General features: G+C 62.8%; 24 protein-coding genes. 15 read left to right on the top strand and 9 right to left on the bottom strand.

Features of this window, described 5'->3' with window-relative positions:
- The first annotated feature begins 126 nt into the window (after nt 1-126).
- On the top strand, nt 127-1317 hold the full coding sequence (gene carA / locus AC0L3K_RS24055) for a glutamine-hydrolyzing carbamoyl-phosphate synthase small subunit (protein WP_354202463.1): 1191 nt from the start codon (nt 127-129) through the stop codon (nt 1315-1317).
- A 166-nt stretch (nt 1318-1483) separates the two neighbouring features.
- Nucleotides 1484-2005, top strand: coding sequence for a hypothetical protein (locus tag AC0L3K_RS24050; protein ID WP_473367024.1), 522 nt, complete (start codon nt 1484-1486; stop codon nt 2003-2005).
- Between the two features lie 112 nt (nt 2006-2117).
- Here AC0L3K_RS24050 and AC0L3K_RS24045 read toward each other — a convergent pair whose 3' ends face one another.
- Nucleotides 2118-2642: a Dps family protein gene (locus AC0L3K_RS24045; protein WP_007596666.1), complete on the bottom strand. Its 525-nt coding sequence runs from the start codon at nt 2640-2642 to the stop codon at nt 2118-2120.
- A gap of 113 nt (nt 2643-2755) precedes the next feature.
- Here AC0L3K_RS24045 and AC0L3K_RS24040 point away from each other — a divergent pair, with 113 nt between their 5' ends.
- A complete protein-coding gene (locus AC0L3K_RS24040; protein ID WP_473367023.1) occupies nt 2756-3457 on the top strand; it encodes a class I SAM-dependent methyltransferase in 702 nt (233 codons plus the stop codon).
- Nucleotides 3458-3737: 280 nt separating this feature from the next.
- Here AC0L3K_RS24040 and AC0L3K_RS24035 read toward each other — a convergent pair whose 3' ends face one another.
- Nucleotides 3738-4109 carry an ArsR/SmtB family transcription factor gene (locus tag AC0L3K_RS24035; protein ID WP_473367022.1) on the bottom strand — a complete coding sequence of 124 codons (372 nt, stop codon included), beginning with the start codon at nt 4107-4109 and terminating at the stop codon, nt 3738-3740.
- Between the two features lie 112 nt (nt 4110-4221).
- Between AC0L3K_RS24035 and AC0L3K_RS24030 the strand changes: the two genes are divergently transcribed.
- The 3 genes from AC0L3K_RS24030 (at nt 4222) to greA (ending at nt 9688) form a co-directional block, all read left to right on the top strand.
- Entirely contained in the window at nt 4222-5391 is a 1170-nt protein-coding gene (locus AC0L3K_RS24030) for an MFS transporter (protein WP_007596670.1), read from the top strand.
- 145 nt (nt 5392-5536) lie between these two features.
- The gene (gene carB / locus AC0L3K_RS24025; protein ID WP_473367021.1) at nt 5537-9001 is read left to right on the top strand and encodes a carbamoyl-phosphate synthase large subunit; all 3465 of its coding nucleotides are present in this window, start codon (nt 5537-5539) and stop codon (nt 8999-9001) included.
- 213 nt (nt 9002-9214) lie between these two features.
- On the top strand, nt 9215-9688 hold the full coding sequence (greA, locus tag AC0L3K_RS24020; protein WP_007596674.1) for a transcription elongation factor GreA: 474 nt from the start codon (nt 9215-9217) through the stop codon (nt 9686-9688).
- Nucleotides 9689-9777: 89 nt separating this feature from the next.
- Here the strand turns inward: greA and AC0L3K_RS24015 are convergent, their stop codons facing one another.
- On the bottom strand, nt 9778-10257 hold the full coding sequence (locus AC0L3K_RS24015) for an Lrp/AsnC family transcriptional regulator (protein WP_007596676.1): 480 nt from the start codon (nt 10255-10257) through the stop codon (nt 9778-9780).
- Between the two features lie 265 nt (nt 10258-10522).
- On the opposite strand from AC0L3K_RS24015, the gene trxB reads away from it, so the two are divergent.
- From trxB to AC0L3K_RS23990, 5 genes are all read left to right on the top strand, one after another.
- Entirely contained in the window at nt 10523-11488 is a 966-nt protein-coding gene (gene trxB, locus AC0L3K_RS24010) for a thioredoxin-disulfide reductase (protein WP_007596678.1), read from the top strand.
- Nucleotides 11489-11493: 5 nt separating this feature from the next.
- On the top strand, nt 11494-12417 hold the full coding sequence (locus AC0L3K_RS24005) for a LysR family transcriptional regulator (RefSeq protein WP_007614700.1): 924 nt from the start codon (nt 11494-11496) through the stop codon (nt 12415-12417).
- Nucleotides 12418-12882: 465 nt separating this feature from the next.
- Entirely contained in the window at nt 12883-13791 is a 909-nt protein-coding gene (locus tag AC0L3K_RS24000) for a 4-hydroxy-tetrahydrodipicolinate synthase family protein (RefSeq protein WP_473367020.1), read from the top strand.
- Between the two features lie 179 nt (nt 13792-13970).
- Nucleotides 13971-14117, top strand: a complete 147-nt coding sequence (locus AC0L3K_RS23995) for a hypothetical protein (protein WP_473255684.1) — start codon at nt 13971-13973, stop codon at nt 14115-14117.
- A 98-nt stretch (nt 14118-14215) separates the two neighbouring features.
- Complete coding sequence (locus AC0L3K_RS23990; protein ID WP_007596684.1) at nt 14216-14395, top strand: hypothetical protein; 180 nt, start codon at nt 14216-14218, stop codon at nt 14393-14395.
- Between the two features lie 77 nt (nt 14396-14472).
- Here the strand turns inward: AC0L3K_RS23990 and AC0L3K_RS23985 are convergent, their stop codons facing one another.
- Nucleotides 14473-15150 (bottom strand): ParA family protein, encoded by a 678-nt coding sequence (locus tag AC0L3K_RS23985; protein ID WP_007596685.1) that lies wholly within the window; start codon nt 15148-15150, stop codon nt 14473-14475.
- Between the two features lie 437 nt (nt 15151-15587).
- A complete protein-coding gene (locus tag AC0L3K_RS23980; protein ID WP_007596686.1) occupies nt 15588-15950 on the bottom strand; it encodes a hypothetical protein in 363 nt (120 codons plus the stop codon).
- 321 nt (nt 15951-16271) lie between these two features.
- Here AC0L3K_RS23980 and AC0L3K_RS23975 point away from each other — a divergent pair, with 321 nt between their 5' ends.
- The 3 genes from AC0L3K_RS23975 to AC0L3K_RS23965 are packed head-to-tail and all read left to right on the top strand — an operon-like array spanning nt 16272 to nt 19315.
- The gene (locus tag AC0L3K_RS23975; protein WP_473367019.1) at nt 16272-17438 is read left to right on the top strand and encodes a CaiB/BaiF CoA transferase family protein; all 1167 of its coding nucleotides are present in this window, start codon (nt 16272-16274) and stop codon (nt 17436-17438) included.
- Complete coding sequence (locus tag AC0L3K_RS23970; RefSeq protein ID WP_473367018.1) at nt 17435-18364, top strand: HpcH/HpaI aldolase/citrate lyase family protein; 930 nt, start codon at nt 17435-17437, stop codon at nt 18362-18364. Before AC0L3K_RS23975 ends, AC0L3K_RS23970 begins: the two co-directional genes overlap by 4 nt.
- 6 nt (nt 18365-18370) lie before the next feature.
- Nucleotides 18371-19315 (top strand): AEC family transporter, encoded by a 945-nt coding sequence (locus tag AC0L3K_RS23965; RefSeq protein WP_473367017.1) that lies wholly within the window; start codon nt 18371-18373, stop codon nt 19313-19315.
- On the opposite strand, the gene AC0L3K_RS23960 is transcribed toward AC0L3K_RS23965, so the two are convergent.
- From AC0L3K_RS23960 to tenA, 3 genes are all read right to left on the bottom strand, one after another.
- Nucleotides 19308-19787 (bottom strand): RES family NAD+ phosphorylase, encoded by a 480-nt coding sequence (locus AC0L3K_RS23960; RefSeq protein WP_219683703.1) that lies wholly within the window; start codon nt 19785-19787, stop codon nt 19308-19310. The two genes, AC0L3K_RS23965 and AC0L3K_RS23960, sit on opposite strands and share 8 nt — an antisense overlap.
- A gap of 9 nt (nt 19788-19796) precedes the next feature.
- Nucleotides 19797-20516: a type II RES/Xre toxin-antitoxin system antitoxin gene (gene parS / locus AC0L3K_RS23955; RefSeq protein ID WP_473367016.1), complete on the bottom strand. Its 720-nt coding sequence runs from the start codon at nt 20514-20516 to the stop codon at nt 19797-19799.
- A gap of 129 nt (nt 20517-20645) precedes the next feature.
- Nucleotides 20646-21320: a thiaminase II gene (tenA, locus tag AC0L3K_RS23950; protein WP_473367015.1), complete on the bottom strand. Its 675-nt coding sequence runs from the start codon at nt 21318-21320 to the stop codon at nt 20646-20648.
- A 492-nt stretch (nt 21321-21812) separates the two neighbouring features.
- On the opposite strand from tenA, the gene AC0L3K_RS23945 reads away from it, so the two are divergent.
- The gene (locus tag AC0L3K_RS23945) at nt 21813-22664 is read left to right on the top strand and encodes a hypothetical protein (protein WP_473367014.1); all 852 of its coding nucleotides are present in this window, start codon (nt 21813-21815) and stop codon (nt 22662-22664) included.
- A gap of 116 nt (nt 22665-22780) precedes the next feature.
- Here AC0L3K_RS23945 and AC0L3K_RS23940 read toward each other — a convergent pair whose 3' ends face one another.
- Nucleotides 22781-24019 (bottom strand): hypothetical protein, encoded by a 1239-nt coding sequence (locus AC0L3K_RS23940; protein WP_473367013.1) that lies wholly within the window; start codon nt 24017-24019, stop codon nt 22781-22783.
- Between the last annotated feature and the right edge of the window lie 45 nt (nt 24020-24064).

Genomic DNA, 24064 nt, shown 5'->3' with positions numbered 1-24064 from the left:
AATTTGCCGGAAATTATGCCGCGGAGCTTAGGGGCCCAAGGCGACCTGTCAAATATGCAAAAACGCATGTGAATCGCTGCATCTCCGCTTTGACGCCGGCGCCCGCGGAGACTATGAACCGGGCTCATGACACAACATGATAACGATCCCGCCTGGCCGGACCACAAACCGACCGCGCTGTTGGTGCTTGCCGACGGCACGGTGCTCGAAGGCTTTGGCCTCGGCGCCGAAGGCCAAGCCGTCGGTGAGGTCTGCTTCAACACCGCGATGACCGGCTATGAGGAGATCCTCACCGATCCCTCCTATGCCGGTCAGCTCATCACCTTCACCTTCCCGCATATCGGCAATGTCGGTACCAACGACGACGACATCGAGACGGTGAACATGGCCGCGACGCCCGGCGCGCGCGGCGTGATCCTGCGCACCGCGATCACCGATCCCTCGAACTACCGCGCCACCAAGCATCTCGACCAGTGGCTGAAGGCCCGCGGCATCATCGGCCTCTCCGGCATCGACACCCGCGCGCTGACCGCGCTGATCCGCAACAAGGGCATGCCCAACGCCGTGATCGCGCACGCCAAAGACGGCGAGTTCGACCTGCACGGCCTCAAGGAAGAAGCGCGCGAATGGCCGGGCCTCGAGGGCATGGACCTCGTGCCGATGGTCACCTCCGGCCAGCGCTTCACCTGGGACGAGACGCCCTGGCTCTGGGAGAAGGGCTTTGGCCGTCAGGACAAGCCTGAGTTCAACGTCGTTGCCATCGATTACGGCATCAAGCGTAACATTCTGCGCCTGCTCGCCGGCGTCGGCTGCAAGGTGACGGTGGTGCCGGCAACGACGTCATCCGAGGATATCCTGGCGATGAAGCCGGATGGCGTGTTCCTGTCGAACGGTCCCGGCGATCCGGCCGCGACCGGCAAATATGCCGTGCCCGTGATCCAGGACGTGATCAAGTCCGGCACGCCGACATTCGGAATTTGTCTCGGCCATCAGATGCTCGGCCTCGCCGTCGGCGCCAAGACGAAGAAGATGCACCAGGGCCATCACGGCGCCAATCATCCCGTCAAGGACGAGACCACCGGCAAGGTCGAGATCACGTCGATGAACCACGGCTTTGCCGTGGACGAGAGCACCCTGCCGACGGGCGCGACGCAGACCCACATCTCGCTGTTCGACGGCTCCAATTGCGGCATCCAGCTCGACGGCAAGCCGGTGTTCTCGGTGCAGTACCACCCCGAGGCCTCACCGGGTCCGCGCGACTCGCACTATCTGTTCCAGCGGTTTGCGGACCTGATGCGGCAGAACAAGAGCGCGTAAGGCGCGCGCTCTCCTGCAACTGCTATGACGACATCGAGCCCGGGTCTTCTCCCGGGCTTTTGTCGTTCTGGGGCGCAGCGCAGCGCGAACCCGGAATGACAGCGGAACGAGGAACGCCGCTCAATTCCTGTCGTTGATCCCTGCTACGCTCACGCAGGAGCCCCTTATGTCCGTCGTCCGCGACAATGCCGAGCCGCTCGCCATCGTGTTTGAGGATGACGGGCTCGTGCCGAACAATATCCTCCCCTTCCTGGTCTACCAGGCCGCAGTGAAGCTTGATTCCAGACAGCCGGAAGAGACAATCGAACGCTTGTTCGAAGCGAACGGTTGGGGCGGCACGTGGCGCAATGGCGTCTTTGACTATCTGCATTATCACGCGACGGTGCACGAGGTGCTCGGCGTTGCCCGTGGCAGCGCGCGCGTCCGCTTCGGCGGCGACCACGGCCAGGAGCTGGAGATCAAGGCCGGAGACGTCGCGATCCTGCCCGCCGGCACAGGTCACCAACGCATCAAGGCCAGCGCGGATTTCTGTGTGATCGGCGCCTATCCGCGGGGTGCGAAGATGGAGGTCACCCGCGCAACGCCGGAGAACCACGCCAAGGCGCTGAAGACGATTCCGAAGGTCGTGCTGCCGCCGGCCGATCCGGTGACGGGCAAGAATGGCGCGCTGATGCGGTTGTGGCGGTAGCTACAAAGACGTTGCAGTAGGGTGGGTTAGCGAAGCGTAACCCACCTCTTCTGTTTCCGCGGAGGCAGAGGTGGTGGATTACGCCTGCGGCTAATCCACCCTACGACCTATCCTACGCCTCGTTCGCACCTTCCTGTCTCGTGGCTTCGAACAGGAACCAGGTGCGGCGCTCGGTCTCGTCGATGAAGTTTTCGAGGATGCTGGCGCTGGCGACGTCACCGGCGTCGTCGCAGACCTCGTGTGCCTTGCGCATTGCCGCGGCGACATGCTTGTTGTCCTGCATCAGCTCGCGCAGCATCTCGCGCGGCGGGACATAGTCTTCGTTGTTGTCCTTGATGGTCTGGAGCTTGGCGATCTGCCCGATCGATTTCAGCGTGGTACCGCCGATCTTGCGGACGCGCTCGGCGAGTTGGTCGGTGGTGGCGAAAATCTGGTCGGACTGTTCGTCGAGCAGCAAATGATAGTCGCGGAAATGCCGGCCGCTGATATGCCAGTGGAAATTCTTGGTCTTCAGATACAGCGCGAACGCATCGGCCAGAAGCACGTTAAGCGCCTCCGAAACCTTGTTGACCGCCTGGGACGACAGATCGGTGGGTGTGTCGAGGTCGGGCGAGACCTTTTGTGGGGCTTTGCTCACGGGAAACCTTCCTGTTAGGACGCGGACATTGACGGCGCGCCGCCGCACCCCTAACGCAGGCGGGCAGCGCCGGTTCCTGCATCGGAACCGTTTGGCCGGGACCCTCGACGACCATGGACGATTGGATCGACTATTACGACTCGACGCACACGATCTATGTCAGCAAGCTGCATCGCGACTTGCACTTCCAGATCATCGCGCGGGACATTATCGGCTACATCTCTTCGCCCGAGGCGACCGTGCTCGACTATGCCTGCGGCGAGGCGCTGTCGGCGAGCGAGGTCGCTGCGGCCTGTGGAAAGCTGATCCTCGCCGAGCCCGCGCCCGGCGTGCGCGGCCGGTTGATCGCGCGCTTTGCCCCGAACACGAAAATCCGCGTCCGCTCGCTCGACGACGTCCACAACATGCAGGAGCAGTCGATCGATCTCGCCGTGATGAACTCGGTCGCGCAATACATGACGCCGGACGAGCTCGATGCCGCGCTCCTCAACTTCCGGCGTATCCTAAAGCCCTCCGGCAAGCTCGTGCTCGGCGACATCCTCCAGCCCAATGTCGGCATGTTCAGGGACGTCACGGCGCTGCTCAGCTTCGGTCTGCGTCACGGCTTTTTGAAAGATGCGCTGATCGGGCTGATCAGCACCGCACTGTCGGATTACCGTCATCTGCGCACGCGCATCGGGCTGCAGCGCTACAGTGAGGAGGAGATCACCGCCAAGCTCAAGATAGCCGGCTTCGCGGTCCAGCGCGCTCACCGCAATATCGGCCACAATCGCTGGCGCATGACGTTCGTCGCGCGGCCGCCGTTGGTTCGGTAAGTTTCTTGGGTTCGGTGAGTTTCCTGGGTTCGTTAAGCATAACGTCTGCCTGAGGTGGCTTGTCGCACCCTGATCGGCAATGATCGCCGCGGCCCGGTGGCGGAAGTGTCTACGCGAGGGCGATGCATCGCTCTTTATCCTGGTTCAAATCCAGGCCGGGTCTCCACGCTTCGCCCCTGCGGGGGCTACGCGTGGCGCCGCCACGCGAAGCCCGAAGGGCGAAGCGTGTCCGGCGTAGCTGGAGCGAAGCGCATGCGTAGACGGACTGGCCGACCAATCCTCACTCCGCCTCGACCACTTCACATTCAGGCAAGAGTCGCAGCCGGTCGGCATCCTTTGCCGCGGAGGCGATGACGGCATCGAGCAGGCCCGGAAAACGTGCGTCCAGATCCTCGCGGCGCAGCCGTACGAAGCGGTTGGTGCCGGCGACGCGGGTCTGCATCAGGCCGCATTCGCGTAGCTTGGCGAAATGATAGGCGAGATTCGACTTGCCGCTGAGCCCGTTGAAATCGCCGCAGCACAGCTCGCCGCTGACACGTTCCTGCTGCGCGAGCTGATACACAATCGCCAACCTGATCGGGTCGCTCAGGCAATCCAGAACCATCGGCAGTTCGATCTGCTCGCGGGTGGGGTGGGAAGGCGTGCGGCTCATGGTCTGAGGATCATAGCGAAATCGCCTCGATGTTCAATAGTTCTTGAACCAATTGACTCCTGACCCCGTCCCATCGATAGTTCAATAAACGTTGAACATCGGGATTTCTCGGATGAGCGTATTCTGGTTGGCCTTGGCGGCCTTTGCGATCGGCACGGAAGGCTTTGTCATTGCAGGGCTTTTGCCGTCGATCGCCACCGACCTGGCGATTTCAGTCCCCGCCGCCGGCCAGTTGGTCACGGCCTATGCTCTCACCTATGCGGTCGGCTCCCCGATCCTGGCGGTGACGCTGAACAATATCGACCGCCGCACCGTGCTGGCCCTGGCGCTATCGACCTTCATCGCCGGAAACCTCGCGGCGATGGTGGCGTCCAACTACGCCCTGCTGCTGGCCTCGCGCATGCTGATGGCGCTGGGCTCCGGGCTGTGCATGCCGACCGCGCTGGCCGTATCCGTGGCCGTCGCCGCGCCGGAGCGACGCGGCCGCGCGGTGGCACTCGTCACCTCGGGCCTCACGGTTGCGACCGTCATCGGCGTTCCCCTCGGCAATCTCGTCGGCAGCATGCTCGGCTGGCGCGCGACCTTTGCCATGGTCGCCCTGATCGGTGCCGTTGCGCTCGCCGGCCTCCTGCTCGGCCTGCCCCGCGGCCTGCCCCGCAACACGGCCTCGCTCAGCGATCGGCTGGCGGTGGCGCGTCACCGCAATGTCCTGACGGCGCTTCTGATCACGATCTTATGGGCGCTCGGCGGCTTCACAGTGTTCACCTATTTCGCGGTCCCGCTGCGCGGTCTTGGATTTGATGCGTCGCAGATCAGCCTCGCGCTGCTGGTGTTCGGCGGCGCCGCCGCGATCGGGAACATGCTCGGCGGCGTCCTGGCCGACCGGCTCGGCACGCTCGCCACAGCAGGTCTCGGGCTTGCCGGCATGGCCAGCGCGCTGATCCTGCATTCGCTGGTCCTGAAGCTGATGCCGGGACAGGCCCATTATGCGGTGCTGGGCGCGATCTTCCTCTGGGGCATCTCGGGATGGGCGTTCTACCCGGCCCAGGTCGCCAGCATCATCCGGATCGAGCCGCAGGCCTCGATGATCGCGCTCTCGCTCAACGCCTCGGCCATGTATCTCGGCTTTGCGATCGGCGGTGCCTTGGGCGGCGCCGTGCTTGCGGCGTGGAGCCCGGCCGATCTCGGCTGGGTCGGCGGATTGAGCGTTTCGGCGGCTCTTCTGGTCCATCTCGCCCGGGGCTGGCAGGCCCGGCCAAAACCGGTCAAAATTGCCGGTTGATGGGCGTTTTTCGGGGTTTCGCCGCCCCGAAAACTGGTCTAAGACCCACCCCGCGCGCGAGGGGGGACCACCGCGCTCTCGGCCAAAGGGACGCGCAGCAGGCGCGCCCTTTTTTTGTGCCCAAATTCCACTTCGGCGAGAGTTGATGCCCAAACGTACAGACATCACCACCATCCTGATCATCGGCGCCGGTCCCATCGTGATCGGCCAAGCCTGCGAGTTCGACTATTCGGGCACCCAGGCGGTGAAGACGCTGAAGGAAGAGGGCTATCGCATCGTCCTCGTCAATTCCAATCCGGCCACCATCATGACCGACCCGGAATTGGCCGATGCGACCTATATCGAGCCGATCACGCCCGAGATCGTCGCGAAAATCATCGAGAAGGAACGTCACGTCATTCCCGGCGGCTTCGCGCTGCTGCCGACCATGGGCGGACAGACCGCGCTGAACTGCGCGCTGTCGCTGCGCCAGCAAGGCACGCTGGAAAAGTTCGACGTCGAGATGATCGGCGCCACCGCAGACGCGATCGACAAGGCCGAAGACCGCCAGCTGTTCCGCGAGGCCATGACCAAGATCGGGCTCGAGACACCGAAGTCGCGGCTCGCCAACGCCTCCGCCCTGAAGAAGTCCTTCCGCGACAAGTACCAGGCCGATCGCGCGAAGGCCTCGGGCGCGGCGCTCGCAGAGCTCGAGCGGCAGTGGACGCTCGGCGAGAGCGACCGTCGCAAGCGCTACCAGGAATATGCGCTCGGCCAGGCGCTGATGGCGTTGTCCGAGATCGGCCTGCCCGCGATCATCCGCCCCTCCTTCACCATGGGCGGCACCGGCGGCGGCATTGCCTATAACAAGGAAGAGTTCCTCGACATCATCGAGCGCGGCCTGGATGCGTCTCCTACCAACGAAGTGCTGATCGAAGAATCCGTGCTCGGCTGGAAAGAGTACGAGATGGAGGTGGTGCGCGACAAGAAAGACAATTGCATCATCGTCTGCTCGATCGAGAATCTCGATCCGATGGGCGTGCACACCGGCGATTCCATCACGGTGGCGCCGGCGCTGACGCTGACCGACAAGGAATACCAGATCATGCGCGACGCCTCGCTTGCGGTGCTGCGCGAGATCGGGGTCGAGACCGGCGGCTCCAACGTGCAGTTCGGCGTCAACCCGGAAGACGGCCGCATGGTCGTCATCGAGATGAATCCGCGCGTGTCGCGTTCCTCCGCCCTGGCTTCGAAAGCCACCGGCTTTCCGATCGCAAAGGTCGCCGCCAAGCTTGCGGTCGGCTACACGCTCGACGAAATCGCCAACGACATCACCGGCGGCGCCACGCCGGCCTCGTTCGAGCCGACGATCGACTACGTCGTCACCAAGGTGCCGCGTTTCGCCTTCGAGAAATTCCCCGGTGCCTCCACCACGCTGACCACGTCGATGAAGTCGGTCGGCGAAGTCATGGCGATCGGCCGCACCTTCCAGGAAAGCCTTCAGAAGGCCTTGCGCGGGCTCGAGACCGGACTCACCGGCCTCGACGAGATCGAGATCGAAGGTCTCGGTCGCGACGACGACAAGAATGCGATCCGCGCTGCGCTAGGCACGCCGACGCCGAACCGGCTGCTCCAGGTCGCCCAGGCGATGCGGCTCGGCTGGTCGGACGAGGAGATCTTCAATTCCTGCAAGATCGATCCGTGGTTCCTCAGCGAGATGCGCGGCATCGTCGACATGGAAGCGAAGGTCCGCAAGAACGGCCTGCCGGGCAACGCCTTCGGCATGCGCACGCTCAAGGCCATGGGCTTCTCCGATGCCCGGCTCGCGGTGATCGCGGAGACGACGGAGGCCGAGGTCACGGCGAAGCGCCACGCGCTCGGCGTTCGCCCGGTCTACAAGCGCATCGACACCTGCGCGGCCGAGTTCGCCTCGCCCACCGCCTACATGTACTCGACCTATGAGGCGCCGTTCGCGGGCACGCCTGCGGACGAGAGCTCGCCGTCCGACAAGAAGAAGGTCATCATCCTCGGCGGCGGACCGAACCGCATCGGCCAGGGCATCGAATTCGACTATTGCTGCTGTCACGCCTGCTTCGCGCTGCACGACGCCGGCTACGAATCCATCATGGTCAACTGCAACCCGGAGACGGTGTCGACCGACTACGACACGGCCGACCGGCTCTATTTCGAGCCGCTCACCGCCGAGGACGTGCTGGAGATCATCGCGAAGGAACGCACGAACGGCACGCTGCACGGCGTGATCGTGCAGTTCGGCGGCCAGACCCCGCTCAAGCTCGCGCGCGCGCTGGAAGCCGCTGAAGTGCCGATTCTCGGCACCTCGCCCGATGCCATCGATCTTGCGGAAGACCGCGACCGCTTCAAGCGGGTGCTCGACAAGCTGCGGCTGAAGCAGCCCAAGAACGGCATCGCCTATTCGGTCGAGCAAGCGCGCCTGGTCGCAACCGATCTCGGTCTGCCGCTGGTGGTGCGCCCGTCCTACGTGCTCGGCGGCCGCGCGATGCAAATCATCCGCGAGGAGAACCAGCTCAGCGATTACCTGCTCGGCACGCTGCCGGAGCTGGTGCCGGGGGACGTCAAGGCGCGCTACCCGAACGACAAGACCGGCCAGATCAACACCGTGCTCGGCAAGAACCCGCTGCTGTTCGACCGCTATCTGTCCGATGCGACCGAGATCGACGTCGACTGCCTCTGCGACGGCAAGGACACCTTCATCGTCGGCATCATGGAGCACATCGAGGAAGCCGGCATCCATTCCGGCGACAGCGCCTGCTCGCTGCCGCCGCACTCGCTGGACGACAAGATGATCGGGGAGCTGGAGCGGCAGACCCGCGAGCTGGCGCTCGGCCTCGACGTCGTCGGCCTGATGAATGTGCAATACGCCATCAAGGACGGCGAGATCTACGTGCTCGAAGTCAATCCGCGCGCCTCGCGCACGGTGCCCTTTGTCGCCAAGGTGGTCGGTACGCCGGTCGCGAAGATCGCGGCGCGTATCATGGCCGGCGAGAAGCTTGCCGATTTCAAGCTGAAGAAGGCGAACTTCGATCATGTCGGCGTGAAGGAATCGGTGTTTCCGTTCGCCCGCTTCCCCGGCGTCGATACCGTGCTCGGCCCCGAGATGCGCTCGACCGGCGAGGTCATGGGCATCGACCGCTCCTTCGCGGTGGCGTTCGCCAAGAGCCAGCTCGGCGGCGGCACACGAGTGCCGCGCAAGGGCACGGTGTTCGTCTCGGTTCGCGAGAGCGACAAGACGCGCATCACCGAGGCCGTTCGCGAGCTGCATTCGCTCGGCTTCAAGGTGCTGGCGACGTCGGGCACGGCCCGCTTCCTGACCGACCAGGGCATCCCGACCGAGAAGGTGAACAAGGTGCTGGAGGGCAGGCCGCACATCGTCGACGCCATTACCAATGGCGACGTCCAGCTCGTCTTCAACACCACCGAAGGCCCGCAGGCGCTCGCCGACAGCCGTTCTCTTCGGCGCGCGGCCCTCTTGCATAAAGTGCCGTATTACACCACTCTTTCCGGGGCCGTGGCGGCCGCGCAGGGCATCCGCGCCTATCTGGGCGGGGACCTTGAGGTTCGGACCCTGCAGAGCTACTTTTCGGAAACCTGATCGCGAGCGGGAGGCCCAATCTCCCGCTAAGTGATTGGCGATGAAGCCACTATGGCCGGAGGAACTGTCCGGCCATATGGTTGTTCTGTTCCGGCGCCAAGCCCATATGAACGTTCGGCGGCACGCGCGTTGAGCCCCCGGACAGAACTGACGAATCAAGTTGCGTGCGCGCTGACATGTCAGGGCGCGCGCGACCGAAGGACGAGAGAAGAGATGGAAAAGGTACCGATGACAGCGGGCGGCTTTGCCGCGCTCGGGGAAGAACTGAAGAAGCGCCAGTCGGAGGACCGTCCGCGGATCATCGAGCATATCGCCGAGGCGCGCTCGCACGGAGACTTGTCGGAGAACGCGGAATACCACGCCGCGAAGGAAGAGCAGTCCCACAATGAAGGCCGCATCGCCGAGCTCGAGGACAAGCTCGCGCGCGCCGACATCATCGACATCTCGAAGCTGTCCGGTGACACCATCAAGTTCGGCGCCACCGTGACACTGGTCGACGAGGACACCGAGAAGAAGACGGTGTGGCAGATCGTCGGCGAGGTCGAGGCCGACGCCAAGAAGGGCCGCATCTCTATCACCTCGCCGCTCGCGCGCGCGCTGATCGGCAAGAAGAAGGGCTCAACCGTCGAGGTCAATGCACCCGGCGGCGCCAAGGCTTATGAGATCACCAAGGTGGAGTGGCGGTAGCGATTTGCCGTTGCGTGTGATTTGAAAAAGGCCGCGCACTGCGCGGCCTTTTTTGTTGCTGCGTGTTGCCGGCAGTGACGGAGGAGGCGCTACCTTCGTCCCCTCACGTCCAGCGGCACGGCCGCCTCGTATTTCGAATTGTGCAGCACCAGCGAGGTTCGCACGTTGCGGACGTGTGGAGCGGCAGTCAAATGGGTGACGAAATCCTGGAAGGTGGCCATGTCGGGCGCGACGCATTTCAGGATGAAATCGACCTCGCCGGACAACATCCAGCACTCGCGCACCAGCGGCTCGGCGCGGACGAACTCCTCGAAGGCGCGTAAATCCGCCTCGGCCTGGCTGGAGAGGTGCACTGCGGCAAATACCGTGACGTCGAAGCCGAGCTTGCGTGCGTCCAGAAGCCCGCGGTAGCCGTGGATATACCCCTCCTCCTCCAGCGCCCGGACTCGGCGCAGGCAGGGCGGGGGCGAAATGCCGACCCGCTTGGCCAGCTCGACATTCGTGATTCGACCGTCGGCCTGAATCTCGGTGAGAATTTTCAGGTCGATCTCGTCTAGGTTCCGCGACACGTGATTGGAACTCCTGGCCTTTGCGGCGGTATTGGTGGGTCTGTCGCAATCCTCATAGCGCAGACCGCGCACTCGGCGCAATTTTATTGCGCGTGCAGCGCAATCGACTTTTGTTCCCTGTTGGAAAAATCCGCCGACAGGGAATGCAATTCTTGCATAGCTCACCAGAAGGCTTAGATTACCTCTGATATTTCAGCGCCTCCGCGAGGCCTCCCGGCACGTTCCGCGCCCGCGCTGCAGTCCCCCGTGAAAGGCATCTGTCGAAATGTCCGCCGCTGTCCATGCAAAGGTCGTCATCATCGGCTCCGGCCCCGCCGGCTACACGGCGGCGATCTACGCCGCGCGCGCGATGCTCGAGCCGATCCTGATCCAGGGCATCCAGGCGGGCGGCCAGCTGACCATCACCACCGACGTCGAGAACTATCCCGGTTTCGCCGACGTGATCCAGGGCCCCTGGCTGATGGAGCAGATGGAGAAGCAGGCGCTGCATGTGGGCACCCAGATCAAGACCGATCTGGTGACCAAGCTCGACACCTCGCAGCGCCCCTTTCGCCTGACCTGCGATAGCGGTGACGTCTATCTCGCCGACACCGTGATCCTCGCCACCGGCGCCCAGGCGCGCTGGCTCGGGCTGCCGTCCGAAGCGAAATTCCAGGGCGGCGGCGTGTCGGCCTGTGCCACCTGTGACGGCTTTTTCTATCGCAACAAGGAAGTCGTGGTGGTCGGCGGCGGCAATACCGCGGTCGAGGAAGCCCTGTACCTCACCAACCATGCCTCGCAGGTCACCATCGTGCATCGTCGCGATCACTTCCGCGCCGAACGCATCCTGCAGGAGCGTCTGTTCAAGCACCCGAAGATCAAGGTGGTCTGGGACTCAGCCGTCGACGAGATCTGCGGCACCGAGAACCCGAACAAGGTCACCCATGTGCGACTGAAGAACGTCAAGACCGGCGCCTTGACCGATGTGCCGACCGACGGCGTCTTCGTCGCCATCGGGCATGCCCCGGCGACCGAGCTCGTGGCCGGCCAGATCAAGCTGAAACCGTCGGGCTATGTCGAGGTCGCCCCGAACTCGACCGCCACCTCGGTCCCCGGCCTGTTCGCCGCCGGCGACGTCGCCGACGAGACCTATCGTCAAGCGGTCACGGCGGCCGGCCTCGGCTGCATGGCAGCGCTCGAGGCGGAACGATTTTTGGCCCTGCGCGCCAGCGAGCGCGCGGCAGCGGAATAGACATCATGGCAAGAACACGCGACGGATTTACGGATATGGACTGGGACAAGCTGAAGGTGTTTCACGCCGCGGCGGAAGCGGGCAGCTTCACGCACGCGGGCGAGCAGCTCGGCCTGTCGCAATCAGCGGTGTCACGCCAGGTCTCGGCACTGGAGCAGGAGCTCTCGGTCTCGCTGTTCCACCGCCACGCCCGCGGCCTGATCCTCACCGAACAGGGCGACCTCCTGTTCCGCACCGCGCATGACGTGTTCATGCAGCTGCAGGCGGCGCGCGCCAAACTGACCGACAGCCGCGAGCGGCCGAGCGGCGATCTCAAGATCACCACTACCCCCGGCGTCGGCATCAACTGGCTGATCCCCAGGCTCGGCGAATTCACCGCGCTCTATCCGGAAATCCGGATCTCGCTGATCGTCACCGACGAGGAGCTTGATCTCTCCATGCGCGAGGCCGACGTCGCGATCCGCACCCGCAAGCCTACGCAGCCGGATCTCATCCAGCGCAAGCTGTTCGCGATGGGCTTCCACGCCTATTGCTCGCCCGATTACATCAAGCGCTTCGGCACGCCGCGCACGCTGGAGGAGCTCGACTCCCATCGCATCATCACGCTCTCCGACGGCAACTTCGCGCCGCATCTTCAGAACCGCAACTGGCTGGTCGAAGCCGGGCGCAACGGCTCGGGTCCGCGCGAAGCCTATTTCAGGGTCAACAACATTCTCGGCCTCGTCCGCGCCTGTCAGCAGGGCCTCGGCATCGCCGCGCTGCCGGACTATCTGATCGAAGAACAGAGCCGCCTCGTGCAGCTGTTCGGCGAATCGGATTCGATCCAGCTCGATACGTATTTTGTTTATCCGGAAGAGCTGAAGACGGTCGCGCGCGTGCAAGTGTTCCGCGACTTCGTGGTGAGCAAGGCGCAGCGCTGGCCGTCCTGATTTCCGCATGTCTGACATGCGGCTTGGACGCTTGATGCATGGCGCGAAGCTAGCCCATAATCTTTTCACGCTGAGCCTTCGCGTTGCGCATTTGTCCCCCTCCTCCAGTGGCGCGGGAGTTCAGTAATCCCTCTTGGAAGGTGATTGTGTCGGCCTCACGTGGCCAATACCTTAAGCCGGGCTCGATCGAGCCCGGCTTTTTTTTGGCGGATTCGGCCTTCGCCCTCCACGTGTATTGACAGTTCCATGCTTACCCCGCATGATTTGCAAATGATCACGAAGTCGTGCGTAAGCTCGTCGCAGGCAATCGCCTCGAAAAAAGGCCCCCATCTGGGGACCTAGGATTTTTGCACGCGCTAACACAGCCTTCGTCATCGCGAGCCGAAACTTCGAAAACCCCGCCGCCTGGACGGGGTTTTTTCATGTGCCCTCGTCTCAGGACTTTTCCCGAGAAGGAGATGGAACATGACCGGACTACAGGAACAATTGCACGGGCTCTGGCTGCCGCTGGTGACGCCGTTTCGCGACGGCGCCCTCGACGAGAGGTCGCTGCGCCGGTTGACACGGCATTACAGCGGACAGGCTGTCGACGGCTTCATCCTGGGAGCGACCTCCGGTGAAGGCATGACGCTGCGCGACGCCGAGCTCGAACGCCTCGTCGCCATCGTGCGCGACGAGCTGGCCACCGCCCACAGCAAGCTTCCGATCTGCCTCGGACTCTCAGGCGCGGACACCTCGCGGCTGAAGGAGCGTCTCGACGCGACCGCGGACTGGCCGATCGACGGTTATCTGATCGCGAGCCCGTATTATGTGCGGCCGTCGCAGCGTGGGTTGCTGGCGCATTTCGAAGCGCTCGCCGATCACGCCGCCTGGCCGCTCGCGCTCTACAACATCCCCTATCGCACCTCGGTCAACATCACCAACCAGACGCTGCTGCGGCTTGCCGGGCATCCGAACATCATCGGCCTGAAGGATTGCGGCGCGAGCCGCGAGCAATCCATCGCGCTGCTGCGCGACCGCCCTGCGGACTTTCGCGTGCTGACCGGCGAGGATGCGAATTATTTCGAGGCGCTCAGCGACGGCGCCGACGGCGGCATCGTGCTGTCAGCCCATCTCGAGACCGCGACATTTGCGGCTGTCCATGCCGAGCTGAAGCGCGGCAATCACGATGCGGCGCTGGCGCGCTGGCAGGAGGTCGCGGACCTGACGCGGCTGTTGTTCACCGAGCCCAGTCCCGCACCGGCAAAATACTGGCTGTGGCGCACGGGCCTGATCGACAGCCCCGAAGTGCGCCTGCCGATGGTCGAGATCGGCAGCGAACTCGCCGTCCAGCTCGACCGCGAGATCGAACGGCGGACGCAAGTCGCGGCGTAGCTGATAGCCCCTCACCCCACCCTCTCCCCGTAAGAACGGGGAGAGGGAGTGAGAGAGCGGAGTGCTTGGTTAACCGCGCGCCAACGGCCTTCGCTGCTGCCGCATGGCGCATCCACGGCTCGTTTACGCAATCGCGCCTATCGTCTTCATTCAAAGTCTTTTCAAATGGGGGAATGATCATGGGGCAGCGCATCCGCCCGACGGCCGCAGACATGTTCGCGTCGGCTGATTTCATGCGGGGAATTCTGGTGGTGTCGTCGTTCGGCTTCTGGGCGGTGATGCTCGGCCTGATGCCGGTGCTGGTGTTTCGAGTCTGGCTGGCGTGATGCCGGTGCAGGTCCGGATGGTTAACCCGTGGTAGCACTTGTGTTCGAAAGCGCGCGAAACTGCGACCCGGATTTTTAAATCATCCCGTGTAGCGTTCATGCCCATAAGCGAAGAAATCGCGGGGGCGTTTGTGAATAGTCATAACGAGATGGCGTCGCATTACGACGCTGGACAGCAGGGCTTCACCACCGAGGACATTCTCTGGGCCGCCGGCATCTGGTCGGTGATCCTCACTTTGTCGCCGGTGATCGTGTTCTACATGCTGATGGTGGCATAGCCTCCACAGCGATCTCCAGAAACGCAAAACGCGCGGATGTCCGCGCGTTTTTCGTCCGGGGAATGATTTATGAAAAATTACGCCGCCTGCTTGTGCATTGCGCCGGACGCCGACGCCGTGCCGCGAATAGCCTTCACCGAACGTTCGATTGCCGCCCACAGCCTTGCGATTTCCTGAGCCGCACGACTCTCGGCCTGATATTCCCGCGCGCCCTCGCCGTGGCTCAGCGCCATCAGCAGATCCGAACGGTTGGTGATCTGGCCGCCCCACACCGGAGCACGGAACTTCGCCAGTGCCTCGCGGGCAATGGTGACGATCGGGCTTTCGGACTCGTCGCGGCGCGCCGGCGCACCGTTGAGCACGACCGCGTAGGGCTTGCGCGCCGCACGGCACATCTGGATGGTTTCCTGCACCGCGTTGACGTCGAACACGCCGGGACGGGCGGGGATCACCACCATGGTGGCATTGCGGATGGCGTCGTCGACGACGGCCGAGAGGTTCGGCGGCGTGTCGATCAACACCCATTCATAACCGTCGCGCTTGGCAGCGGAGACGATGCCGCTGACCGAGTTCACCGCGGACTTGATCGGCGGTTCGTTGGTGCCACGCAGCTTGTGCCACAGCGTGAGCGAGCCTTGCGGATCCGCATCGACGAGCAGGATCGGCTTGGTCGCCTTGATCTGCGCGGCGAGATGCGCGGCCAGCGTACTCTTGCCTGAGCCACCTTTACGCGATGCAAAAACAATAACGTTCATACCTCTGCCTCCACATTGACCCCAGGCGGCGAAAATGAATCACCGCGGTGATTCGGGAAAGAAAAATTTATCATAAGTTATGCTGACGCCATGAAATAACAAAGCGCGTTGGCTTTTGAGTCACACTGCTGCGTGCGACGACCGCTTCACGCCAGCAATCGTGCGTTTTTTGAGCAGCGCCGCGGGACGAAGCGGAATGCAACCTCGCCGCGCAATCCGCTTCGCTAACCGTTTCCATCCCGCCTTGTCGCAAGCGTCCGCAATCGGAGGCGAACAAAAGGAGTCCGGTGGCTGGTGTGGGGCTGATGCCCTGGTCGGTTTGACTCAAGGGGACAGCGAACGAGGAGCCGGACACGCAAATGCCCGGGACTTCAAACGCACTGCGCGCTTTGGCCCGGGCATGATCGAGTTTCAAAGAGGGAACGCGGTGTCCGCGTTCAGCCTTCGCTGGATTTCTTCTTCTTGGCCGGCTTGGTGCTCTTCTTCGCCGTCCGGGCCGAGCTCTTGGGCGCGATGCTGGTCGGCTTGCCGGCGCGGGGCGCGGCCGCCATGCCCGGCTCCGGCCCCGGCCGGAAGAACACCCGGCACTGCGGCGAGAGCTGCGACTTCTTCTGGATCATGCAGGCGGTGATGGCGTCGACGTTCGGAACGAACTCGCCGCACAGCCGCATCGCATCAGGGGTGCAGGCCTGCTGCTCCTCCTGGGAGTAGGCAAAGCCTTCACCCGGGTGGATCAGGACGGCCAGGGCGATCCCCGTGATCGCAGCAGCGAAAGATTTCTTAAAGCGGAACGCCGGCATCGATCCCCCCAAATGTCGAGTCGGAGGCGATAGTGGGTGAACGGTCGTTCGTTGGCAACCGAGGCGAGATGCGAAAGCCGCGACGTGTGCGGTCTCGGCAACAGGGCCTATAAAACAAAAAACGCGAAAACAACCCCATGCACAGTAGCCAAGTCCATGTGGCAATTGAACTTTGCGGATCGCGATTTGCGGATTTTACGAAATTGGATTTGACTCGTCGGGCAAAACAGGAGCATGATGCCATCATCACAGAACGTGCGTGGGCTGGTCGGCTTGTCTCCTGCGCTGGACAAAAGCGTGAGCGGGAGCGGAGACGATTGCATGGAGCGACATGAGGCGGAGCTGCCGCTGTCGGGCGTGACGGTGGTCTCGCTCGAGCAGGCGATCGCGGCTCCTCTTGCCAGCCGGCATCTTGCGGATTGGGGCGCGCGGGTCATCAAGATCGAGCGGCCGGGCGATGGCGATTTTTGCCGCGACTACGATCATGTGATGAACGGGATGTCGAGCCAGTTCGTCTGGACCAACAGGTCGAAGGAGAGCCTCGCCATCGACATCAAAAGTCCTGAAGGCCAGGAGGTGCTCGACGCCCTGCTGCCGCAGGCCGACGTCTTCATCCAGAACCTGGCGCCCGGCGCGGCGGAGCGGCTGGGCCTCGATGCCGCATCGCTGCTGCGGAAGTATCCCCGGATCATCGCCTGCGACGTTTCGGGCTATGGTACGGGCGGACCCTACAGCAACAAGAAGGCTTACGATCTCTTGGTGCAGTGCGAGGCCGGCGTCCTCGCCATCAACGGCACCGAGGCGGAGCCCGCCAAGGTCGGACTTTCCGTGGTCGATATCGCCACCGGCATGTACATCCTCAACGGCGTGCTGATGGCGCTGTATCGCCGCGAGCGCACCGGCAAGGGCACCGCCTTCCAGGCCTCGCTGTTCGATTCCATTACGGACTGGATGAGCTATCCCGCCTTCTACACGCAGAGTACGGGCCGCCCGCTGCCGCGAACCGGGGCAAGGCATGCAACGATAGCGCCGTATGGCCCTTTCCGCGTCGGCGACGGCAACACGATCTTCTTCGGCATCCAGAACGACCGGGAATGGCGATCGCTGTGCGCCATTGTGCTTGGCGAGGCCGCCTTTGCCGACCATCCCCGCTTCCGCACCAATCCGCTGCGCATGCAGAACAGGGACGATCTGCAGGTCCATATCGAGCAGCGTTTTGCGGCGATGACCAGTGACGAGGTGCTGCGGCTGCTCGACGAGGCCTCGATCGCCAACGCACATCTGAATTCGGTCGAGGCGTTCCTGGAGCACGAGCAGCTCCGCGCCCGATCCCGGGTGCAAACGGTGGGCACTCGTTGCGGCCCGGTGATGAGCTTCCTGCCGGCTCTCACCATTCCCGGCCTGTCGCCCCGGATGGATCCGGTGCCTGACGTCGGCCAGCACAACCAATCTATCCTCAGCGAGTTCGGTCTCGCAAAGGAGACATGACGATGGCCCCTCAGCGGCCGACGCGGGTCTATCTGGCCGTTCCCGCACATCGCTCCCGTCTCGTCGCCAAGGCCGCTGCCTCGGCTGCGGACGCGGTGTTCATGGACCTCGAAGATGCCGTGCCGCCATCCGAGAAGAGCGCGGCGCTGGAGGAAGCCGCGGAAGCGTTGTCCTCGCTGGATTGGGCAAACAAGGTCGTCGCCGTCAGGATCAACGCCGTCGACAGCCCCTTCATCGCGCAGGAAATCCGCAAGCTCGCAGCGCTCCCCAGGCTGGATTCGGTGATCGTGCCGAAGGCGGAGCGCGCGAGCGACATCGCCGCCATTGCCGATCAGCTGCGCGCGGCCGCGCCTGGTCGCCCCTCGCCTGTGGCCCTCGAACTGCTGATCGAGACCGCGCTTGGTCTCGTCAATGTCGACGCGCTCGCCGCCGCGCACCAAAGCGTCGCCGCCCTTCATCTCGGTGTCGGCGATTTCGCCGCCTCGATCGGCGCCCGCTCTTCGGAAATCGGCGCCTCGCCGGACGGCTACCGGCACGTGGGCTCCGCCCAGAGCGGCTATGCCTCCGCTCCGCTCGACCTGTTCGCCTATCCGATGATGCGCCTGCTGGTGGCCGCGCGCGCGTTTGGCCTGCGCGCCATCGACGGTCCGTGCGGCGCGTTCCGCGATGCCAGACTGACGGAAAGCAGCGCGCTCAAGGCCGCCGCGATGGGCTTTGACGGCAAGCAGGTGATCCATCCCGACCAGATCGAACCGACGCTGCGGGCGTTCGTCCCGTCCGACACCGAACTGGCGCACGCGCGGCGGGTCGTCGAGGCCATGGAGCAGGCCGAGGCGCAGGGCCAGGGCGCGGTGACACTCGACGGCAAGATGATCGACTATGCCAATGTTCGGATGGCGCGCAGGATCATCGAGATGGGGTCGTAGCGGCGCATGGCCACCGTGCTGATCGTCGCGCCGGTGTTCGCGCTGATCGCGGCCGGCTATGCCGCGGTGCTGTTTCGCTTCGTCTCCGAGACCGCGCACAAGGGCATCAGCGAGTTCGCCTTCAGCATCGCGATTCCCGCGCTGCTGTTCCGCACCATCGTCGTCTCGGAATTTTCCGGCGTCAGCCCGTGGCGGATGTGGGGCGCCTACTATGGCGCGCTCGCGCTGACCTGGATCGCCGCGCTCATCCTCTCGGCGCTGCTGCGGCAACGGCGCGAGGATCGCGAGGACGGCGTCGTGTTCGCGATCGGATCGGTCTACGGCAACATCGTGATGCTCGGCATTCCCCTCACGCTCTCGGCGCTGGGCAATGAGGCCGCAGGCCCGATGGCGCTGATCTTGTCGGTGAACACGCCGTTGCTCTGGCTCTGCGGCACGCTGCAGATGGAGCTGGTCGACCGCAAGCAGACCGCGTCGGCCGCATCGCTGATCCTGCCGGTGCTGCGCGATCTCGCCCGCAACCCGATCATGCTCGCGATCGGCTTCGGCCTCGTCTGGCGCCTCACCGGCCTCGGCCTGCATCCCGTCGTCGACAGGACCGTCGAGCTCTTGGCCCAGGCGGGATCGCCCGCTGCCCTGATCGCGCTCGGCATCAATCTCTTTCGTTTCGAGGTCAAGGGCGAGAAGCTCGGCATCCTCGCCATGAGCGCGCTCAAACTGCTGGCGATGCCGGCGGCCGCCTTCGTGCTGGCAAAGCTGCTCGACCTGCCGCCGCTCGCAGCCGGCGTCGTCGTGCTGTTCGCGGCCATGCCGACCGGCGCGAATGCATACATCTTCGCGGTGCAGTACCAGCGGCTGGTGAACCCGGTATCGGGCGCGGTGGCGCTGGGGACGCTGCTGGCGGCGGTGACGTTGCCGGTGGTGGTGTGGGTGGCGGTGGGGGTTAGGTAGCGTTGGCCGGCCACTGGCCGAACAGCCTGAGGTCATGGGGATAGCGCGCGACATGCGCCACGCGGATGCGCGCCGCGTCCTTGTGCCTGGGATTGATGAGGTAGTTTTGCGCGAATGGCACGATGACCGATGGCACGGACACCATCGCCGTGCGCACCTCAGTGAACCAGGTCCGCAACACGTCGCGGCTCACCCTGGGATCGTCAGCCCAATCCGGCGATATGCTCTCGATGTCGGCCCGGCTCACCGTCTCGACGGCGAGGTCGTCCGGCACGTCGATGCCGAGCAGTTGGTAGCTCGTCGGCAGGTCCTCGAAATCGATTTCCAGATGCACCATCACTTCGAGCAGTGCCGACGCCGGATGATCCGCTGCGTAGACCGCGTGCCGGCCGCGATCATGCCAGCGGCCGTCGGCCTTGAGGCCGCCCACGCCAGACAGATCGTCGAAGTTGGAGATCCGCCAGATCCTCACGCCAAATCCTTACGCAAGGATGGCGTGATCGATCCGGTGCAGCATCTCTTCGACGACGCGCGCGCCCGCCTCCGTCGCGAGGTAAGCAAGTGGCGTTTCCCCGCGAAGCAACTTCTTGGGCTTGCGCAACCAGCGGTGCGCCTTCGCAGGCTCGCCGAACACGTTGGCGGCCAATCGGTCAACCCGCGCCAGCCGCACGGCTTTGTCGGTCTCCTCGACCGTCAGCGGCTCGCCCTCCGACAGCCGCCGCGCCAGTGTGCGCTTCGGCACGACAAGCGCGTGAATTTCGTCGTCGCTGTAATTGGCGAGGCGCTTGAGCGCGGCAGGTTCGATGCGAAACAGGCTGTTGGCGTCGATAACGACATTGAACAGCTCGGCCGACGGCTGCGATTCATCCGTCCCGCCCCTGCCCAGCCCGAGCGAAGGCGCGTCGGTGACGGTGGAGAGCCCCGTGACCGCATCGAAATGCCCCTGCACGACAATGGCGCCGGCTTGCGGTTGATAGGTGTGGTCCTGCTCGGAGGCGAACAAGCGTTCAATTGCCGCCCCCCCGCGCGATTTGTCGGGAGGAGATTTGTGCGTCGGCTTCGATGATGGCTTGCGGTCAGGTCGCTGGGTCAGGGCTGCCGCCGCGATCGTCTTGATCTGTTTGTTGGTCAGCGAGCCGGGGGCACGAAGCCCGCGGGAAGTTGAACCAACGCCTTTGCCAGTCCGCTCGTTCTTTGCCATTGGTCCGCCGTAATGCCAAATGCCTGAAAAATACAGCCAAGTGGCATTTAAGCACATGGGCTGCCGGATTCAAGCGCGGCGGTGCTCTCGCGACCTCATGCCGGGAAGCTCAGACAATGCCTGAAAGAGCTATTGAACACGCTGGCCCGCGCGCCAGGCCATCTCCCAGAAGTCTGCCTCGAGTCGGGTGGCTTCCTTGAAGATCGCAATCAGCTCCGCCTCGCGGGCCGGCGTGGCGTAGAGATCGGCGAGATGCTCCATGTGCGCCCGCGCTCTGGCAGCGACCTCCTGGTACGGCGCGCCCGCGTACTCGGCGATCCAGACGCGGTAGGCGTTCGTCGCAGCGTCCGCGAGGGGGAGCGAGGCGAGCCGCGTCGCGATCTCCGCGTACCCGATCACGCAGGGGGCGAGCGCCACCTTGAGAGCCAGCAGATCGCCGCGCATTCCCGCGTCGAGCACGTAGCGTGTATAGGCCAGCATCTCGGCCGCCGGAGGCGCCTGTTCAAGATCGGCCGGGGACAGACCCCAATCGGCACAGAGCTTCACATGGAGGTTCATCTCGACGTCAAGGATGGCCGAAAGTCCGGCCGCTGCTTCACGCATGTCGGCGAGTTTTGGCGACTTGTAGACCGCGAGCGCGTAGGCGCGAGCAAACTCGATGAGGAACAAATAGTCCTGAACGAGGTAGTGACGAAACGCCGCTTCGGGAAGCGAGCCGTCTGCCAATCCGCTCGTAAAGGGATGCTCGGTGTAGGCCCGCCACTCAACGGATGCTGCTGTCTTCAGACGCTCGAAGAAACTCACGATGTTTTTCGCCCGGCTTGGTCAGTCATCCGCGCTCTACGGTAGAGAGCGTGCATGATCCTAACTCATTGACTTATCACATGGTCGAATGCGGCGTGTAGCTGAACGTCAGCTACTAAATCAGCTTGCGAATAAAGCCGCGCGGTGATTCTGCAGGTTTCTCAAAGCAGTACCAGTATAGCAAATGAACAAGAAGTGCTTCAGCGCTCTCCTGCATAGAGTGCGCAAGTGTGCGGGTGGTCATAAGTAATTGAATTTGCTGTCATTCATTTTCATCGTCAATCTTCGTTGCGTGTCAGCCGAACAATGCCGCCAATCAGACGCATCGCTCGACTCCCACACCCATTGAGGAAACATCATGCGGCATCCGCAACGACTCGACATAACGTTTTTTGGTACTCAAATCCGCGCTGAAGGCGTTCTTGGAATTCTTGCGGCGACCGTTATCATCGCAGTTGTTCTATCAGTCTATTTTAGAACTTGAGCATCCAGATGATGAACACACTAAGTGAACTGACCGAATCTTACCGCACTGATCGGCAATCTTCTTTTCTCAAGTTGAGCCACGGCGTGCGCTTAAGGCACGAACGTCTACTGTCGCAGATCACGCGTGAACACGGGACTTGCTCCTTGAAGAAGATTCGTTCTCGCGACCTGTTAGCATGGCATGAGGCCTGGCTTGGTAATGGTAAGATCGCCAAGGCTCATTCACTGATCAGTCGACTACGGGTGATATTTCGCTTCGGCGCAATTATTCTTGAAGACGGAGAATGCCGCCGACTGTCTAATGCATTGAGTGAAATGCAATTCGAGAGATCTACTGCACGCAGCACCGCATTGTCACCTGAGCAGGCGGAACTAGTCCGAACCAGTGCACGCGAACATTTCGGCTGGTATTCGATCGCCCTCGCTCAAGCCTTTCAATTCGAGCTGCGACTGAACCAGAAGGCCGTCATAGGAGAATGGTTACCCACTGGGCAAGCCGGCGCGGGGTGCGTACGGCGCACAGTCGAGGGGCTCGAACAAAGCTGGCAGGGAGGTTTGCTTTGGTCCGATATAGATGAAGAAATCATCCTGCATTCCGTCGACAGGCGCGGGCGGGAGCGCAGATTTGATTTGAAGGGTGCCCCGATGATTATGGAGGAGCTGGCTGTTTATGCCGATACCACTGTAGACAGGCTGAGTCGGGCTCAACTTCCTGATCGGGGCCCGCTAGTTATTTGCGACACAAATGGATTGCCGTGGTCCCCGGCCGAATTCAGAAGAAAGTGGCGTCTGGTTGCGACGCAAGCCGGAATTCCAAAGAACGTAATGAATATGGATAGTGGGAAGGTAGCTCCGTGATTTCGGTAACGCTGCACCAAATCATGTTGCCGGGCGCCAACGGAGGCACGCTCGACAGATCGAAGGCGGAGTTGCACTGTCACCGTAACTCCGCACTGTCACCGTAATTCCTACAGTTATCCGTTGTCTTCCGGATCCGGCATATTTTTCGGGACCTGCCACCAACTGCCCCGCTTGCGACGGACCGAATGCGCGATAGGCATCATCTCCATGTCATCTTCGTGCGTCGCCTGATGAGATGGCAACGTCGGCTGTTTGCTGAATTCTTTGAGTCGCTTAACGAGCTCTGCGTCACGCTCCGCATCTGGCTCTCTTGGCTCCTTGACCTCGGTCCGAATGCCTGGACGCAGATGCCTATCCCAAAGCTCCGCCACGATGTTGCCATCGGGAGGGGCGTGCGCGAAGCTCATCACTCCCTGCTCTCGGACACCCTCGGGAAGCTTTAAAAAGTGCGAGTTCACAGCCTTAAGACTTGCCTTGAGGTCCACGCCCCAAACGAATTCCTGATCGTCTCGCATGAAGAGCCCTGCAGTTCGGCGATGCAGATTGTCGGAAGATATAAACAGCGTGCAGAAAGGAAGATAGAATAGATAGGCGATATCCGTACGGTTTGACGGTCTGTTGCTGTCGATAAGATGCGCAGCGAGCGCGAACTGAAAAAACACCTCTACGGCAACAACGTGTGCCGCGTAGGGCGCATAGACATTCAACGGACGTCGCCCGTCCCGCTTCCAAGCGTCGATTATGGGTCGATGAAGATGTTGTGGCACGTGCAGAAAAGCGGCGGAGAGAGCAAGAACGGACATTGCGTTCGCCTTCTCCGAGACTACCGCCAGCGCCATGTCACGTGCTTGATTCAACGACTTGCACGATTTTCCATTGACGCCGGTTGAACGCAGTTCGCTCGCGACCTTGTTGAGATCGAGTTCAGAAAGTGATTTACGCCAATCCGCAGCCGCAATCCTCTCAACATCGAAAAACTCGCCCTTCTGCCAGCGATTGAACGCGCGTTCTTCTGGTCCGAGCTCGTAGACGACGCCCTTCTGCACGGGGCGGCCACCCGATCGAGGGATGCGACCATCCAACGGTGTGTGATTGCCAAGCAAATCTTGCGTCGCGATGTCCACATGGAAAGCGCACGGCGAACCGCCCATTTCAGGAAACTTTTGAGCGATGTCTTTCACAACCGAGAATTCGGCGGACCCCCGCTTGGATGCGTCCTTACCGAGATCGGCCAGCGTTTCGACGAAGAAGATCGGGCACGCGACCGGCAAAAAGAATCGATCGAACCAAACCGCCTCATCTAGACTGATGGATTGCAAGAATGACTTATCAAAAAGGGAAATGGGACCCATGCGCGCAACTCCTCGATGATCCTACCGTGAGTCGTAGGGCGATCG

Source organism: Bradyrhizobium sp. MI1.10, assembly GCF_055811035.1.
Note: the sequence above shows the minus strand (reverse complement) of the source record. Positions and strands in the feature narration are given on the sequence as shown.

Bases quoted from the DNA above. Each gene is read 5' to 3' on its own strand.
- AC0L3K_RS24050 (WP_473367024.1), top strand. From the start codon at position 1,484: ATGTCCGTCGTCCGCGACAATGCCGAGCCGCTCGCCATCGTGTTTGAG.
- parS (WP_473367016.1), bottom strand. From the start codon at position 20,516: ATGGCAAAGAACGAGCGGACTGGCAAAGGCGTTGGTTCAACTTCCCGC.
- AC0L3K_RS23970 (WP_473367018.1), top strand. From the start codon at position 17,435: ATGACGATGGCCCCTCAGCGGCCGACGCGGGTCTATCTGGCCGTTCCC.
- greA (WP_007596674.1), top strand. From the start codon at position 9,215: ATGGAAAAGGTACCGATGACAGCGGGCGGCTTTGCCGCGCTCGGGGAA.
- AC0L3K_RS23995 (WP_473255684.1), top strand. From the start codon at position 13,971: ATGGGGCAGCGCATCCGCCCGACGGCCGCAGACATGTTCGCGTCGGCT.
- AC0L3K_RS23965 (WP_473367017.1), top strand. From the start codon at position 18,371: ATGGCCACCGTGCTGATCGTCGCGCCGGTGTTCGCGCTGATCGCGGCC.
- AC0L3K_RS24035 (WP_473367022.1), bottom strand. From the start codon at position 4,109: ATGAGCCGCACGCCTTCCCACCCCACCCGCGAGCAGATCGAACTGCCG.
- AC0L3K_RS23940 (WP_473367013.1), bottom strand. From the start codon at position 24,019: ATGGGTCCCATTTCCCTTTTTGATAAGTCATTCTTGCAATCCATCAGT.
- AC0L3K_RS23990 (WP_007596684.1), top strand. From the start codon at position 14,216: ATGCCCATAAGCGAAGAAATCGCGGGGGCGTTTGTGAATAGTCATAAC.
- carB (WP_473367021.1), top strand. From the start codon at position 5,537: ATGCCCAAACGTACAGACATCACCACCATCCTGATCATCGGCGCCGGT.
- AC0L3K_RS23975 (WP_473367019.1), top strand. From the start codon at position 16,272: ATGGAGCGACATGAGGCGGAGCTGCCGCTGTCGGGCGTGACGGTGGTC.
- AC0L3K_RS23945 (WP_473367014.1), top strand. From the start codon at position 21,813: ATGATGAACACACTAAGTGAACTGACCGAATCTTACCGCACTGATCGG.
- AC0L3K_RS24005 (WP_007614700.1), top strand. From the start codon at position 11,494: ATGGCAAGAACACGCGACGGATTTACGGATATGGACTGGGACAAGCTG.
- AC0L3K_RS24000 (WP_473367020.1), top strand. From the start codon at position 12,883: ATGACCGGACTACAGGAACAATTGCACGGGCTCTGGCTGCCGCTGGTG.
- AC0L3K_RS24030 (WP_007596670.1), top strand. From the start codon at position 4,222: ATGAGCGTATTCTGGTTGGCCTTGGCGGCCTTTGCGATCGGCACGGAA.
- trxB (WP_007596678.1), top strand. From the start codon at position 10,523: ATGTCCGCCGCTGTCCATGCAAAGGTCGTCATCATCGGCTCCGGCCCC.
- AC0L3K_RS24040 (WP_473367023.1), top strand. From the start codon at position 2,756: ATGGACGATTGGATCGACTATTACGACTCGACGCACACGATCTATGTC.
- carA (WP_354202463.1), top strand. From the start codon at position 127: ATGACACAACATGATAACGATCCCGCCTGGCCGGACCACAAACCGACC.
- AC0L3K_RS23985 (WP_007596685.1), bottom strand. From the start codon at position 15,150: ATGAACGTTATTGTTTTTGCATCGCGTAAAGGTGGCTCAGGCAAGAGT.
- AC0L3K_RS23980 (WP_007596686.1), bottom strand. From the start codon at position 15,950: ATGCCGGCGTTCCGCTTTAAGAAATCTTTCGCTGCTGCGATCACGGGG.